This window comes from Sphingomonas sp. 3-13AW, from assembly GCF_049311085.1.
Taxonomy (GTDB): Bacteria; Pseudomonadota; Alphaproteobacteria; order Sphingomonadales; family Sphingomonadaceae; genus Sphingomonas.
The window spans coordinates 1-13696 of the sequence record NZ_JASNVZ010000020.1; the positions used below are offsets into that span (position 1 = coordinate 1).

A 13696-nucleotide genomic window follows, 5' to 3' on the forward strand; every position below is an offset into this window, starting at 1 on the left:
CGCTCGCCGGCTTCCCGGGCCTGTTCGGCGGAGATGAAGCCCATCTCGTATGCGATCTCCTCCAGGCAGGCGATCTGGATGCCCTGGCGATGCTGGAGCGTCCGCACGAACTCGCTGGCTTCCAACAGGCTGTCGTGGGTGCCGGTGTCGAGCCAGGCATAGCCGCGGCCCATCTGTTCGACGTAGAGATCGCCCGCTTCCATGTAGAGGCGGTTCAGGTCGGTGATCTCGAGCTCGCCGCGCGGCGAGGGCTTGAGGTTGCGGGCATATTCGACGACGCGGTTGTCGTAGAAATAGAGCCCGGTCACCGCGTGGTGGGACTTGGGAACCTCGGGCTTTTCCTCCAGGCTGACGGCGCGCCCGCCCTCGCCGAACTCGACCACGCCATAGCGCTCGGGATCCTCGACGCGGTAGCTGAACACCGTGGCACCGTGCTTGCGCGCGACGGCGCTCGCCAGCAGGTCCGTCAGGTGCGCACCGAAGAAGATGTTGTCGCCCAGCACCAGCGCCACATTGTCGTCGCCGATAAAGTTCGCGCCGATGGTGAAGGCCTGCGCCAGGCCATCGGGGCTCGGCTGCTCGGCATATTGGACCGCCAGGCCAAACGCCGACCCGTCGCCGAACAGGCGGCGGTAGTTGTCGAGATATTCGGGGCTGGAGATGATCAGGATGTCGCGGATGCCGGCATCTGCCAAGCGATACCGCCTGCCGACCCGTCGACAGGGCCGGCGCCGGATCGTCCCGGCGGATGGCGCCGTCATGATCGGGCCCATAGGTGTCCGAGCATTTGTAGGTGACTTCGCAGTCAGACTCGAGCGTCACAAAACCGTGTGCAAAGCCGATCGGGATAAGCAGCTGGAGCCCGCTTTCGGCCGAAAGTTCGGCGCCGACCCACTGGCCGTAGGCGGGCGAACCCTTGCGAACGTCCACCGCCAAAGCGCTTGGGACGGATAAGTTGGAGCGCATCGAGGTTTCGCTAGAGATCCTAGCCAAGCCTAAAACCTAAAATTAGTCTCGATTTCTGCGAGACCCGCGTTCACGGGCTTAAGTGAAACGCCCCTAAGCCCGCCGTGCTACCGGCGATGCACGTCACCTTGGACCGGCAGGATGGTGACTGTTGTAAGCCAAGAGGCCGTTTGCTAGGCGGCGCGTAATCGGCAGCACTGAGCAATTCACAGGATTGCCGACAGTAAGGTGCTGACAGCATTGGTATATGCTAGTGGGCTGCCGATTGCAGCCTCCCACGAGCACAAAGCGGAAGAGACGTTCGAGCCCATGAGATATTCAGGTATGCGGGGCGTCGGTGCGGGTTGGTTGCGCCTGCGATATCAGATTGGTGGCGCACTGATCGTCACCCTGCTTCCGTTCCTGTTGCTATGGGGGTTGAATCCAAAGGCATTTGTTGACCTCGACCTCGTGTTGGCGACATGGGCCTATGGTGTCCTTGCCATGTTGCTGGGTGTTGCGCTGTTGCGCAGCATTAGCCAGTACCCCGGCGTGGAAGGTAGCGCGTATACGCTTCCGGCATTCGGTATCTCCTATGGCGTGATGCTGATCGCAGTAATTTTCGCGAGACTATCCTATAGCCGGACGCTCCTGATCGTAGGCTTTGTCTTGGTCTTGGCATGGTTCATAGGCATCCATGTCATCGGGGTGCGGCGGCAGGTATTCTCAATTGGAGTAGTGCCCGAGGGAGACTATCTAGGCCTACTGTCACTTAGCGGCGTACGCTGGGTGATTATGGAGTCGGTTAGCCAGGACATTTCAGGTCTTCATGCTATCACCGCTGATCTGCGCGTTGATCTATCAGCGGATTGGGATCGCCGTCTCGCCGATTATGCACTCCAGGGCGTTCCGGTTTATCATACTAAACACTTGGCTGAATCCATGACAGGTATGGTGCAGCTGGAGCATCTCTCGGAGAACAGCTTCGGAACGTTGTCACCAATATCTGCATTCATGACCGTAAAGCACATCGGAGATTGGATCTCTGCACTGATTGCGGCAATCATGCTGGCGCCGCTATTGATCTTAATCGCAATCATCATTCGCCTCGACTCGCCTGGTTCGCCTATCTTTCGACAAGTTAGAATAGGGTATCGTGGCGTTCCCTTCACAGTGTACAAGTTTAGAACCATGGTTCCCGGCGGGCATGCCGCAGGAACGCTGGACGCGGCCAAGACGAAGTCGGAAGATGCACGTGTCACGCGTGTGGGAAGATTTTTGCGGAGGTCACGTATCGACGAGCTGCCGCAGATCCTAAACATTTTAAAGGGGGAGATGAGCTGGATTGGCCCCCGGCCTGAGGCTCGGGTTCTATCCGAGTGGTACGAGAGTGAAATTCCCTTCTATCGCTATCGTCATATCGTGCGACCAGGACTAACGGGATGGGCGCAGGTCAATCAGGGTCATGTAGCTGAAGTAAGTGAGGTAACCTCTAAACTTCACTACGATTTCTACTATATTAAGAACTTCTCTCCTTGGATTGATGTTTTGATTGTGATGCGAACGATTCGCACGATGCTGACTGGCTTTGGTGCACGCTGAGAGCCGGTTTGAGAATGGGTTGATCGCTACACGCGTGACCTCAAGCTCGGGATGCGGAACCGAGCAAACGTAGCCGGAAAGTGGAATGTGAGAAGCAAGCGAGGGGCTACCCGACCGTCTGATGGACGCGGAGCGAAGCGCCGCCGCCTACAAGCTCGATGAGATCACGATCGATCTGGTCTGCTGCGACATTGCGATTGGTATAGGCGATGGTGCGCTTCGAAGCCTGCCAGCCTCGGCCAGACGTGGCGCGATGAGGTTATTCTTCCGCGCTTCGTTGCCAACCGCACAACAATCTACAATCGGACAGAAAGCCTAGCCCTAGCCTATCCTCAATCAGGCTCTAAGCGCTCCTTCACGCCTATAGATCAGGGCTAGCTGACCTGTCTGCGATCCTCTAGGGAGGCGGCCCGCAAGCTAGCCAGTGGAGACGACAGAATGAATGCTGGCTTCGCCGTCAATGATGAAGGCATCTCGTTTTACGATGGCGATCTATGGCTGATCACCGGCGTGGCGGGGTTCATCGGTTCCAACCTTTTGGAATATCTGCTCGCCCGCGGCCAGCGCGTGCGTGGCTTCGACAATTTCGCGACCGGGTACCAAGCCAACCTAGACGAAGTGGCGCACACCGTTGGCGCGGAAGCCTGGTCTCGCTTCGACTTTATCGAGGGCGATATCCGGGATCGGGAGCAATGCCTGGCAGCAACGCAAGGGGTGTCGATCGTCCTGCACCAGGCTGCGCTCGGCTCGGTCCCGCGGTCGATTGCGGATCCCATCACATCCCACGACGTCAATTGTACCGGGTTCGTGAACATGTTGGACGCCAGCAGGCGTGCAGGTGTTCGGCGGTTCGTCTATGCCGCGTCCAGCTCCACTTACGGCGACGAACCCAATCTGCCCAAGATCGAGGAGCGCATAGGCCGGCCGTTGTCGCCCTATGCCGCGACGAAGGCGGCCAATGAAAGCTATGCCCATGCCTTCAACCAGGCATATGGCTTGGCGTGCGTCGGCCTGCGCTATTTCAATGTGTTCGGGCCTAGGCAGGATCCCGACGGTGCTTATGCGGCGGTTATCCCCAAATGGGTGGACGCGATGATTGCCGGCCAGCAGGTCGCGATCAACGGCGACGGCCAGACAAGCCGCGATTTCTGCTTTGTGGCCAATGCCATACAGGCCAACGTTCGTGCCGCGCTTGCGCCAGTCGAGGCGACTCATGCCGTTTACAACGTGGCGGTCGGCGAGCAAACGTCGCTGACAGAGTTGTTCGATCTTCTGCGTGCCGGATTGGCGGGGCTCGACATCGATTATGCCCTGCCGCCTTGCTACCGCGACGAACGGCCGGGCGACGTCCGCCATTCGCTGGCCGATATTGGCAAGGCCGCCGCGGCGTTTGGCTATGCGCCGTCCCACACGATCCGGGATGGGCTTCATGCTGCCCTTCCTTGGTACATCTCACATCAAAAATCGGTTGGGCAATGATGAAAACCACGGAGCGGCCTGCAATCATCGGGCTGGGATATGTAGGGTTGCCAGTGGCAGTCGCCTTGGCTGCGCGCTATGATGATGTGCTGGGGTTCGACATTTCCGCTCGGCGGATCGGTCAATTGCGCGACGGGCACGATGCTACGGGCGAGATTGATGACGATGTCCTGCAGGCTAGTCGCCTGCATTATGCGTCTGACGCGGCGGCGCTCGCCGAACGCACGTTCTTTATCGTCACGGTGCCCACGCCGATCGACAGCGACAAGCAGCCCGATCTCACCCCCTTACGCTCTGCCTGCGAGATCATCGGCCCGGCGCTGCGTCCGGGTGCGGCCGTGGTTTTCGAATCCACCGTCTATCCTGGCGTGACAGAGGATTTCTGCGGCCCGCTACTGGAGCAGCATTCCGGCCTAACGCGGGGACGCGATTTCTTCCTCGGCTATTCGCCGGAACGCATCAATCCTGGTGATCGCGAGCATCGGTTGGAGACGATCACCAAGATCATCGCAGCAGAGGACGAGGCCACGCTGGCACGACTGCGCGAGGTGTACGGCGCCATTGTGGATGCCGGTCTGCATGAAGCCCCGACCATCCGCGTCGCGGAAGCCGCCAAGGTGCTGGAGAACACCCAGCGCGACCTTAACATCGCGCTGATGAACGAATTGTCGCTGATCATGGACCGTATGGGCATCCGCACTCTCGACGTCCTCGAGGCGGCGGGGACGAAGTGGAATTTCCTGCCGTTCCGTCCCGGCCTGGTTGGTGGGCATTGCATCGGGGTTGATCCTTATTACCTGACGCACGCCAGCGAGGCGCTGGGTTATCGTCCCGAGGTTATCCTAGCGGGGCGCTCGATCAATGATGGCATGGGCAAATTCATCGCAGACAAGGCTGCGGCCATGCTGATGGAGGCGGGCATTACGCCACATAACGCGCGTGTTGCCATTCTGGGGTTAACTTTCAAAGAGAATGTCCCCGACATTCGAAACTCACGTGTACCTGATGTGCTCGCTAGCTTGGATGCGCACGGAATATCGGTTGTCGTACATGATCCGTTTGCCAACCCCGCCGAAGCAGCTCACGAGTACAATATTGAATTAGTCGACTGGGGCGCATTGAATGACTTGGATGGCATAGTTCTGGCCGTAAACCACCGGGCGTATTCTGATCGGATAGACGAAATATTGGCGGCGTTACGACCAAATGGCGTCTTTGTAGACGTAAAATCAGCAGTGCGTCCGGAAACACTACCAGCTAACACAAGCTACTGGTCGCTTTAAGGCTCAGGGAAGATGTCTATGAGGTTCCTTAACAAAGCCGTCCTTGATGATATCAACCAGGGCAGACCACTAAGTATAAACTTGGGATGCGGGCAACGTCCGAAGCCTGGATTCTATGGCGTGGACATCGTCGAGATGGACGGAGTTGATATCGTTGCCGATCTAAACGAAGGCCTCTCCCAGTTTCCGGACAACAGCGTTGGCGAAATCGTAACCCAGCATGTCTTGGAACATGTTCGTGAGTTTATGCCGTTGATGCGAGAAATCCACCGAATTGTTCGACCAGGAGGAAAGGTTTCGATCACGGTACCCCACTACTCTAACGTATTCGGATTCTCCGACCCTACGCACGTTAGGTTTTTTGGTTTGTACACTATGTTCTACTTTGTAGACACTGCTGATCAGCCAAATAGAAAGCTGCCTGTGTTCTATACCGACACTCGCTTCAAGATTGACTCTATATTTATTAACTTTTATCGTGATGGACTATTCGATAAAGTAATGGGCAAGATAATGTCCATTTTGGTCAACCGAAACATTGGCTGGCAGCACTTTTACGAGCATCGTCTGTCCTCACTCTACCATGCTGACGAGATAACTTATGTTATGAGGCCGGTAAAGTAGAGCGCCGCCAACATGATAACGGGTTTGGCGCGGCACGCTCTGCGCTTTGCTACGCGCTTCAAAATCGAGTCTTCCGTTGCATTACTTAACCTAGCTACTGTAGCGATCGGGTTTATACTGCAGATCGTCGTGCTGCGCCTGACTGGACCGTCGCGCGAAGCAGATTCTTATTTCGCAACGGCGGCCATTCCGCAAGTTGCTTTGTCAATTGCGTCAAGCGTTGTGGCAGGAGCGTTGATGCCGCAGCTATCTCGGTTAGATCGACCGACGCGCATTGCCACGGTTTGGTCCCTGCTCGGAATGGTTCTACTAATAGGGCTGCCAATAGGAGGAGCATTTTATTTAACTGCGCCAATTTGGACATTTCTAGTATTCCCGGGATTCGCGAATGGGGCGGCTCCCGAAAGCGTTCAGCTTGCAGCCTTGGCAGCGCTAGCATCTCCCGTTGCGATTGCTTCCAGCATTTTGTCCGGTTATCTTTATGCCGAACGGCGTTTTGTCATCAATGAAACCATTTCCCTCGTTACGGCAGGGGTGCTGGTACTATCGGCGGTGATAACCATTCCCCGATGCGGTGTCGTTTCTCTTGGCTGGTTGGTATTAGCGCGGTTTGCTTTACAGATGGCGCTGATAATGACGTTTCTTCCGCTCGCCAGCTGGCGGGGAGCTGGAACAAGCCTGCGGACCATTGCCGAGAAGGCGCGCGCCCTTCTGGCAGGCGCCATCTATTTCAAAAGCGACCTTCTGGTTGATCGTTATCTGCTGTCGCTTGCGCCGGCAGGGGCGCTGTCCCTTGTCGTATTTGGCCAGTCAATCTTTTCCGCCGCAGCAGGCGTGGTGGGGCAATCGCTTGCAAGCACGGCAACACCGACGCTGACGGTCGCGCACGAGGCAGGTGACGCACAGGGGTTTCGGGCGGTCCTTCGCAGAAACCTTGTGCTAATCACGGCAGCCTCAGTCGCTGTCGTATTAGCGGGTGTTGCGTTAGTTCCTCCGATCGCTTCCCTGCTAACCAAGCGTGACATAGCGAATGATCAGATTAGCCTGCGCTGGGTATTAATCCTTTTCGGGGGTATACCAATAGGTGCTGGAATTGGAGTGTTGTTCGCAAATGCATTCTACGCCATGGGAGACACCCGAACACCAACTATTATGACGGTAGTAACATTTACGGTGTTCATAATCCTTAAGATTGTTATTTTCTCGTCTTTTGGATTATATGTCTTTTGCGGTTTGACGAGCCTTTATTATCTCGGAAATGGCGCACTGCTTGGTTGGCTGCTACGGCAAAAGATGCGGCGGGAATTCTCAACGTGAAAGTCGCTCCGGTGCCGTTAGTTAGCATCATCATCCCGACGTACGAGCAGGAGGAACTGGCTGTTCAAGCGGCACAGAGTGCGCTTTCGCAGGATTATCCGAGCTTTGAGGTGATCGTTGTCGACGATGCGTCCCCGCGAGCCCGCTATGCCGAAATCCGAGCGATCACCGACTCGCGGCTGCGGTTCGTCCGGCGGGAACGCAATGTCGGCCGCACCGAAAACTATCGGCGCTCGCTGCGTGATCTGGCGCGCGGCGAGTGGGCCATGATACTCGACGGTGACGATTATCTGACAGATGCTGGCTACGTCTCTGCAGCGATTGCGGCCGCTGCCGCGGATCCTGGCATCGTCATGGTCGCCGCCCGTACAGAAACCCGCACTAGCGATCGCTCTTTGGTGTCCGACCATCCGGGGGATTGCGTCGTTCCCGGGCTCGAACTGCTGGGCTCTTTGCCTGACACCCGTTATTTCTTCCAGCATCTGGCAGTGCTTTATCGCCGCCCGCAGGCGGTTGCGCTCGACTTCTATCGATCCGCGACGATCAGTTCGGATTGGGAATCCCTGTATCGGCTCGCCAGCCGTGGCAACGTCCGCTTCCTAGATCGCGTCGTCGGCGTGTGGCGCATTCATGGCGGCAATGCGAGCGGCAGCCGCGAACGACAGGCCATGATCGACAATCTCGACATCTGGAAGCCGATCTACGCCGAAGCTGCGGCGCAGGGGCTGCCCGCTGCTGTCGCGCGGCAGTGCTGCACCGCGATGATACGCTACATGATGCGGCAGCATATCCCCCGGGTCGCCCGGTCATGGGCCGACTTACGTGATTATCTCGTCGCGCTGCGGCGGCGGCACCCCTCGGCGCTGATGGGCATGGCGCACGGTCCGACCCTCGTACGGCTGGCGCTTGCCCTGATAGGCTACTACGGAAAACGCTGATGTGCGGTATAACAGGAATCTTCACGCCCTACGGGAGCGATCCGTCACGGCGTGACGCCATAGGGCGGCAGATGGCTGCCCGGTTGCGGCACCGCGGCCCCGATGCCGATGGGTTCTGGTCCGACGATCATGTCCTGCTCGGACACCGGCGGCTCGCCATCGTCGAACTGTCGCCGCTAGGGGCGCAGCCTATGGCTTCGGACAGCGGCCGCTACGTCCTGTCGTTCAATGGCGAGATTTACAATTTCGTCGCCCTGCGTGATGCCCTGTCGGCAGCGGGGCACCGCTTCCGCAGCCATTCCGATACAGAAGTGCTGCTGGCCCTGATCGATCGCGACGGGCTAGCAGGCGCGCTGTCGGCGTGCGTCGGCATGTTCGCCATCGCTCTGTGGGATCGCCAGGAACGCCGGTTGAGCCTGGCGCGCGACCGCATGGGGGAAAAGCCGCTATACTATGGTTGGTGTGGACAGTCGTTGGTGTTCGGTTCCGAACTGAAGGCGCTGACGGCCCATCCCGGTTTCGATCGGCGGCCCTCGCCCGCCGCGCTCGAGGATGTGCTGGCGAGGGGGTTTGTCGGGCCGGCGGACAGCATTTATGCGTCGGTTTCTCAGGTGCCTCCCGCGACCATCGTGTCCTGGGACATGACGGAGATTGGGACTCCCGACTGGAACGACGGGCAACAACACCGCTATTGGGATCGCGAGCGTGTCGCGCGCGACGGCCTTGCCAATCCATTCGTCGGCTCAATCGACGATGCCGCAGATGCCCTTCAAGCCACGCTGGCTAATGCGATCGCCCTGCAATCGCACGCGGATGTGCCAGTGGGCGTCTTCCTGTCGGGCGGGGTGGATTCATCCCTGGTCACGGCATTGATGGTCGCCCTGGCGCCAGATCGCGTGCGCAGCTATTCGATCGGCTTCCTTAGCAAGCAATATGACGAGGCGATCGCCGCGCGCGCAGTTGCCGATTATCTGGGAACGCAGCATCGCGACCGCTATGTCAGCGAGCAGGAAGCGCTGGCTCTCGTGCCTGACCTTGCCGGGATCTACGACGAGCCTTTTGCGGATTCTTCGCAGATTCCGATGGTGATCCTGTCGCGTCTCGCTCGGGAGGACGTGACGGTCGCGCTATCGGGCGACGGCGCGGACGAATTGTTAGGCGGCTACAACAAATATGCCCGTGGCGACCGTCTGTGGCACGCCTCGACCCGGCCGCTCCTGGCGTCGGGGCTACGCGGCGCTGATTTAATCGCCCGGCCGATCGCGGCCATGGCGTCACGCACCAATGCGGCACGTCGCATTCCCTGGCATAGCCTTTCCTCCGCCTCTGATCTCTACCAGGCCGGTGATCGCGACACGTTCATTCGCTCGCTCGGCATGCTCAATCGCCGGGCGGCGCAATTTGTGGCGGTTCCGTCCCCATCCGGCTGTTCCGGTCTCGCCTGTTCGAGCGGGTTTTCCTATCGTCGGGCAGCGATGCTCGACGACCTTCGTTCGTACCTGCCCGGTGACATCCTGACCAAGGTCGACCGGGCGACGATGACCGCGTCACTGGAAAGCCGCGCCCCGTTCCTGGACCACCGGCTTGTGGAACTATGCGCGCGCTTCCCCGATGCGCTGCTGTTCGATGGCGATGAAGGCAAGCGCGTCGCACGCCACCTGCTCTATCGCTTGGTGCCGCGCCCACTGGTGGACCGTCCCAAGGCCGGGTTCATGGTGCCGCTGGGCGAGTGGCTGCGCGGCGAATTGCAGCCTTGGGCACGCGATCTGCTGGCATCGCCTGCCACGGCGTCGGTGCTGAACGTACCGCGCTGTCGCAGCCTACTTGATCAACATTGCCGTGGCCCGCACGACCTGTCAGCCAGGATCTGGCCGATCCTCTCGGTAGCGGCGTGGGCCGTAGCCACCTATTCGTGACGGGACGCCTGATGACCGAGCCTGCAGTCTGCTATACTTGTGTCACTAATGGCTATGATGCCGTCGCGCCAGTTTCTCCGGACTGGAAGACCCGCTTCATCCTATTCCACGACAATAGCGTCGCGGTTCCCAAAGGATGGGAGGGGAGAGGCCTGTCGATCCCTGGCGTCACCGGGGTCGATCTCAATCGCTATGTGAAGATGCTACCGCACCGGTTGGACCTGCCCGCATCGCGATCGATGTACATCGACGGCAACATGTTCTTCCGCCAGGACCCTGCGGACCGGATCGACGCGGTGCTGTCGCAGCACCCAATCGCCGCCATGGGCCATCCCGAGCAGGATTGCGCCTATGCAGATATCGAACGCACGCTGCGGTTGGGGTTCGTCTGGCCGCTGGCGGCGCGCAAAGCCGTCGCGCTGCTGCGGAAGAACGGCGTTCCCGCACATGCCGGTCTGTTCGAATGCGGGATCTTGTATCGCCGCCATGATGATCCGTCGGTGATCACCTTGTGCGAGGCCTGGTGGCAAGCGTGGCAGCTCGGCTATCGCCGAGATCAGGCGCTGATGATCGCCGCTGCGTTCCAGACCGGCATCATGCCCTTCTCGCTGGGCCGCAACGACGTTCGCAATCCCGACAATCCCTTGATGGGCATGCGCCAGCACAAAATCGCCCGGAACAGTAATCGCAGCCGGTGGGAGCGGCTTCGCCGGCGTCTCGCATCGGAGGTCCTGCTATACCGCGGGTGGGCTCGACCATGACGCCGGGCACCGCCCATGTCGACCAGCCACCTGAACAGGTTTCGTTCGCACAAGGCGCGTTGTGGTTGCTCGCCTACATCCTGCTCGCGGCCGCCATCTATATCAGTGGCGTCAAGCCGATCGGGATTTCCGCGGATCTGCGCAATTACGAGCTTCTCTACAACGCCTCGGCCATCAACGACTGGCCGACAATCCTCACGGGCGCGGACCTTGGCTATTTTGCGTTGGCCAAGCTCGCAGCAGCGGCAGGTTGGTCGTTCGATCTGTTCACGTTCGTTCTCGCGGCCGGCACCTGCCTGTTGTTGTTCGTCGTCGCGACACGCCTCGACACCAACCGCATCGTCTTAGTCGCGATATACGGATCCTATTTGTTCTGGCTGCACAGCTATACGCAGATCCGCATCGCCGCTGCGATCGCAATCGGTCTGTATGCCATCTATGTCGCACGCCCGGCGATCCGCTGGCCGCTGTTCGCCGTCGCGGTCCTGCTGCACAATTCGTTCGTCCTCGCCGTCGTCGCTTATGCTCTGCTGAAGGCCCGGCGGATCGATGTGGTCGTCGCGCTTGCGGTGGGGGTGCTGGTCCTCTTGCTAAGCCCGCTGGGCGCAGGGCTGGTGCAGCGTGTCGTCTCCTATCAGGATCTCGCCTCGACCACCGGCCAGTTCACCGACATTAACCTGCTCAGCCTGATGCCGCTGGTCCAGCTGTGCGGGCTCGGCTGCGCCGTCGTGCATTTCAAGGAACTGCCCCTTCAAGGCAAGGAGGAGACGGTTCTTGCGACGATCGGCGCGGTCTCCTTCTATTTGCTGTCACCGATCCCGGTGCTGGCTTTCCGAACCTTTGAACTCTTCATGCCCTTCTTCGTGATCCTCCTGTCGCGCCTCTGGGGCATGTCCGTGGTCATCCGGGGCATAATTCTAATATGGATGGTGCTCGGATTGCGAAGCGCTTTCTTCGCTGTTGACTCCACGGTGATCATGTGACCGACCAATCCCTAAACCTGACGATCTGCGTGGTGTTGTACCGATCCGCAGAGATCTCCCGTCGCTTCGCGGGCGAGATATCTGCATCGCTGCAGGGATACAGCGACTGGGAGATCATCTTCTACGACAATTCCCCCACCGACGAGCTGGCGGATCTGGCCACATTCGGAACCTATCGCCATGATCCGCGCAACCTCGGCTTTTCGTTCGCGAACAATCAGGCGATCCTGTCAGCCCGATATACGAACATCGCGCTCATCAATCCCGACGTCTTCGGCTTCAGCGCAGACTTTTGGGATCGCCTTGCTCGGCAAGCGCTCGGCCGGTCGGACGTCCGCTTCGTCAAGCTGTTGAACGAGGATGGCAGCCATCAGGATTGCGTCGGCGAGGTATCGAGCCTGTCGCGCGCCTGGCGATCGCCCGTCGATTACGCCTCGCTCACCACCGAACAGCCGATCGGCATGGGGATCATGGCCTTCATGCTAACTACGCGGGAGATCTTTGCGCGCGTCGGCCTGCTGGATTGTGACTATCCACTATATGCCGAAGACATGGACTGGTGTTTTCGTGCGAACCGGAGTGGCATTGCCGTTCTGTACGATCCCACCTTCGTTCTCACCCATCTGGGCGGGGCGTCGGCAAATGATCGCTGGGCGACCTATCAAAGCCTGCGCCGCAAATATGCCGCGGAACAGGTGTTCATCGACAAGCATTACCGCGGCCTGGAATGGCTCGGGATGCGCGCGCTCAACAAGATAAAGCCTGCGATCAGAGCGCCCCGCACATGAACCGGAATAGCGGGAGACGTTTCTTCATCACGCCTTCGCTCAAGATTACCGGCGGAAACCTCGAGATCATCCGGCTGGCACGTGAGCTTTCCGATCAGGGGGTGGAAACCGGTCTGATCGTGATGTGGCGCGCGTCTCATGAAGCCGAAACGGGCGGCCTGCCGGTCGTTCGCTTGTCGGATACGATCATATCCCCCCGTGTCGTCATGACGCAGCTTCCCTTAGTGGCATGGAATTTTCGTCGCCTGATGACCCAAGGTGTCACCACCATGGTATTTAGCCACTATGTGACATTTCCATTAGTATGGCTGGTCTCTCTGCCGGCGCGCTGGTTTTTCGTTCAGGACACCGAATGGCTGTTTGTCCATGGTGCAAGAAAGCAGTCTCTTCTCAGGCGCTTCATCATCTCAATGCTGCGCGGTGGGAAAGTCATATCGGCTAATCGTTATCTGACTGGCCAGATGAAGAATAATGATGTGCTGATAGAGTGCGAAGTCCCCATCTGGGCGAATCCTTTGTTCTTCTCGGATCGTGAGACGACACGGGATATTGATGTCGCGGTCATGCTGAGGCGCGGAGCCCACAAGAGATCCGACCTCACATTGTCGCTCATCGATGAACTTGCGACCCACTCTCCGGGCATCAAGATAGCAGTCATTTCCCCTGACGAGACATACCGTTCTGCGATCCCCGGCTCTGTCCGACTTCTGGAGCGTGCGTCTATTGACGAAATGCGGTCGTTATACGAACGGACGAAGGTCTTCGCGCTGCTATCCGATCACGAAGGTTTCGGCCTGCCGCCACTTGAAGCGATGGGATCCGGTTGCGTCCCGATTTGTCGGGATGCAGGCGGAGTGAACAGCTACATGACCGGCGACCTGTCTGGAAACGTCATACCGCTTGAAACGCCCGTTAGTGAGATCGCCGGGATCGTTCTCCAATTGCTGCGCGACGAAGATCGTCGTTGCCAATTGTCGCAGGCTGCACGCGCCATTTTCCTCCGGGGTCAGGACGCCACGGCGGGACGCGTATCAACGCTGCTGGCGGCCGGGTTTTGAAC

11 protein-coding genes and 2 pseudogenes are annotated in these 13696 nt (G+C 58.9%); 11 read left to right on the forward strand and 2 right to left on the reverse strand.

Annotated elements, in window-relative coordinates:
- Window positions 1-686, reverse strand: a pseudogene (rfbA, locus tag QP045_RS16570) (glucose-1-phosphate thymidylyltransferase RfbA); the annotation flags it as partial.
- A 46-nt stretch (window positions 687-732) separates the two neighbouring features.
- Window positions 733-966, reverse strand: a pseudogene (locus QP045_RS16575) (dTDP-4-dehydrorhamnose 3,5-epimerase family protein); the annotation flags it as partial.
- Window positions 967-1194: 228 nt separating this feature from the next.
- Here QP045_RS16575 and QP045_RS16580 point away from each other — a divergent pair.
- From QP045_RS16580 to QP045_RS16630, 11 genes are all read left to right on the forward strand, one after another.
- Window positions 1195-2547: a sugar transferase gene (locus QP045_RS16580; protein ID WP_422516108.1), complete on the forward strand. Its 1353-nt coding sequence runs from the start codon at window positions 1195-1197 to the stop codon at window positions 2545-2547.
- Window positions 2548-2985: 438 nt separating this feature from the next.
- Window positions 2986-4026: an SDR family oxidoreductase gene (locus QP045_RS16585; protein ID WP_422516109.1), complete on the forward strand. Its 1041-nt coding sequence runs from the start codon at window positions 2986-2988 to the stop codon at window positions 4024-4026.
- A complete protein-coding gene (locus QP045_RS16590) occupies window positions 4023-5309 on the forward strand; it encodes a nucleotide sugar dehydrogenase (protein ID WP_422516110.1) in 1287 nt (428 codons plus the stop codon). The genes QP045_RS16585 and QP045_RS16590 overlap by 4 nt, the downstream gene beginning before the upstream one ends.
- Before the next feature lie 18 nt (window positions 5310-5327).
- Window positions 5328-5933 (forward strand): class I SAM-dependent methyltransferase, encoded by a 606-nt coding sequence (locus QP045_RS16595; RefSeq protein ID WP_422516111.1) that lies wholly within the window; start codon window positions 5328-5330, stop codon window positions 5931-5933.
- Window positions 5934-5945: 12 nt separating this feature from the next.
- Window positions 5946-7250 (forward strand): lipid II flippase MurJ, encoded by a 1305-nt coding sequence (locus QP045_RS16600; protein WP_422516112.1) that lies wholly within the window; start codon window positions 5946-5948, stop codon window positions 7248-7250.
- On the forward strand, window positions 7247-8188 hold the full coding sequence (locus QP045_RS16605) for a glycosyltransferase family 2 protein (RefSeq protein WP_422516113.1): 942 nt from the start codon (window positions 7247-7249) through the stop codon (window positions 8186-8188). The genes QP045_RS16600 and QP045_RS16605 overlap by 4 nt, the downstream gene beginning before the upstream one ends.
- Complete coding sequence (gene asnB / locus QP045_RS16610; RefSeq protein WP_422516114.1) at window positions 8188-10104, forward strand: asparagine synthase (glutamine-hydrolyzing); 1917 nt, start codon at window positions 8188-8190, stop codon at window positions 10102-10104. The genes QP045_RS16605 and asnB overlap by 1 nt, the downstream gene beginning before the upstream one ends.
- A gap of 11 nt (window positions 10105-10115) precedes the next feature.
- Complete coding sequence (locus QP045_RS16615) at window positions 10116-10865, forward strand: hypothetical protein (protein WP_422516115.1); 750 nt, start codon at window positions 10116-10118, stop codon at window positions 10863-10865.
- Window positions 10862-11848 carry an EpsG family protein gene (locus QP045_RS16620; RefSeq protein ID WP_422516116.1) on the forward strand — a complete coding sequence of 329 codons (987 nt, stop codon included), beginning with the start codon at window positions 10862-10864 and terminating at the stop codon, window positions 11846-11848. The genes QP045_RS16615 and QP045_RS16620 overlap by 4 nt, the downstream gene beginning before the upstream one ends.
- Complete coding sequence (locus tag QP045_RS16625; RefSeq protein ID WP_422516117.1) at window positions 11845-12636, forward strand: glycosyltransferase family 2 protein; 792 nt, start codon at window positions 11845-11847, stop codon at window positions 12634-12636. Before QP045_RS16620 ends, QP045_RS16625 begins: the two co-directional genes overlap by 4 nt.
- On the forward strand, window positions 12633-13694 hold the full coding sequence (locus tag QP045_RS16630) for a glycosyltransferase family 4 protein (RefSeq protein ID WP_422516118.1): 1062 nt from the start codon (window positions 12633-12635) through the stop codon (window positions 13692-13694). The genes QP045_RS16625 and QP045_RS16630 overlap by 4 nt, the downstream gene beginning before the upstream one ends.
- The last annotated feature ends 2 nt before the right edge of the window (window positions 13695-13696 follow it).

Bases quoted from the DNA above. Each gene is read 5' to 3' on its own strand.
- QP045_RS16615 (WP_422516115.1), top strand. From the start codon at position 10,116: ATGACCGAGCCTGCAGTCTGCTATACTTGTGTCACTAATGGCTATGAT.
- QP045_RS16585 (WP_422516109.1), top strand. From the start codon at position 2,986: ATGAATGCTGGCTTCGCCGTCAATGATGAAGGCATCTCGTTTTACGAT.
- QP045_RS16620 (WP_422516116.1), top strand. From the start codon at position 10,862: ATGACGCCGGGCACCGCCCATGTCGACCAGCCACCTGAACAGGTTTCG.
- QP045_RS16600 (WP_422516112.1), top strand. From the start codon at position 5,946: ATGATAACGGGTTTGGCGCGGCACGCTCTGCGCTTTGCTACGCGCTTC.
- QP045_RS16590 (WP_422516110.1), top strand. From the start codon at position 4,023: ATGATGAAAACCACGGAGCGGCCTGCAATCATCGGGCTGGGATATGTA.
- asnB (WP_422516114.1), top strand. From the start codon at position 8,188: ATGTGCGGTATAACAGGAATCTTCACGCCCTACGGGAGCGATCCGTCA.
- QP045_RS16630 (WP_422516118.1), top strand. From the start codon at position 12,633: ATGAACCGGAATAGCGGGAGACGTTTCTTCATCACGCCTTCGCTCAAG.
- QP045_RS16595 (WP_422516111.1), top strand. From the start codon at position 5,328: ATGAGGTTCCTTAACAAAGCCGTCCTTGATGATATCAACCAGGGCAGA.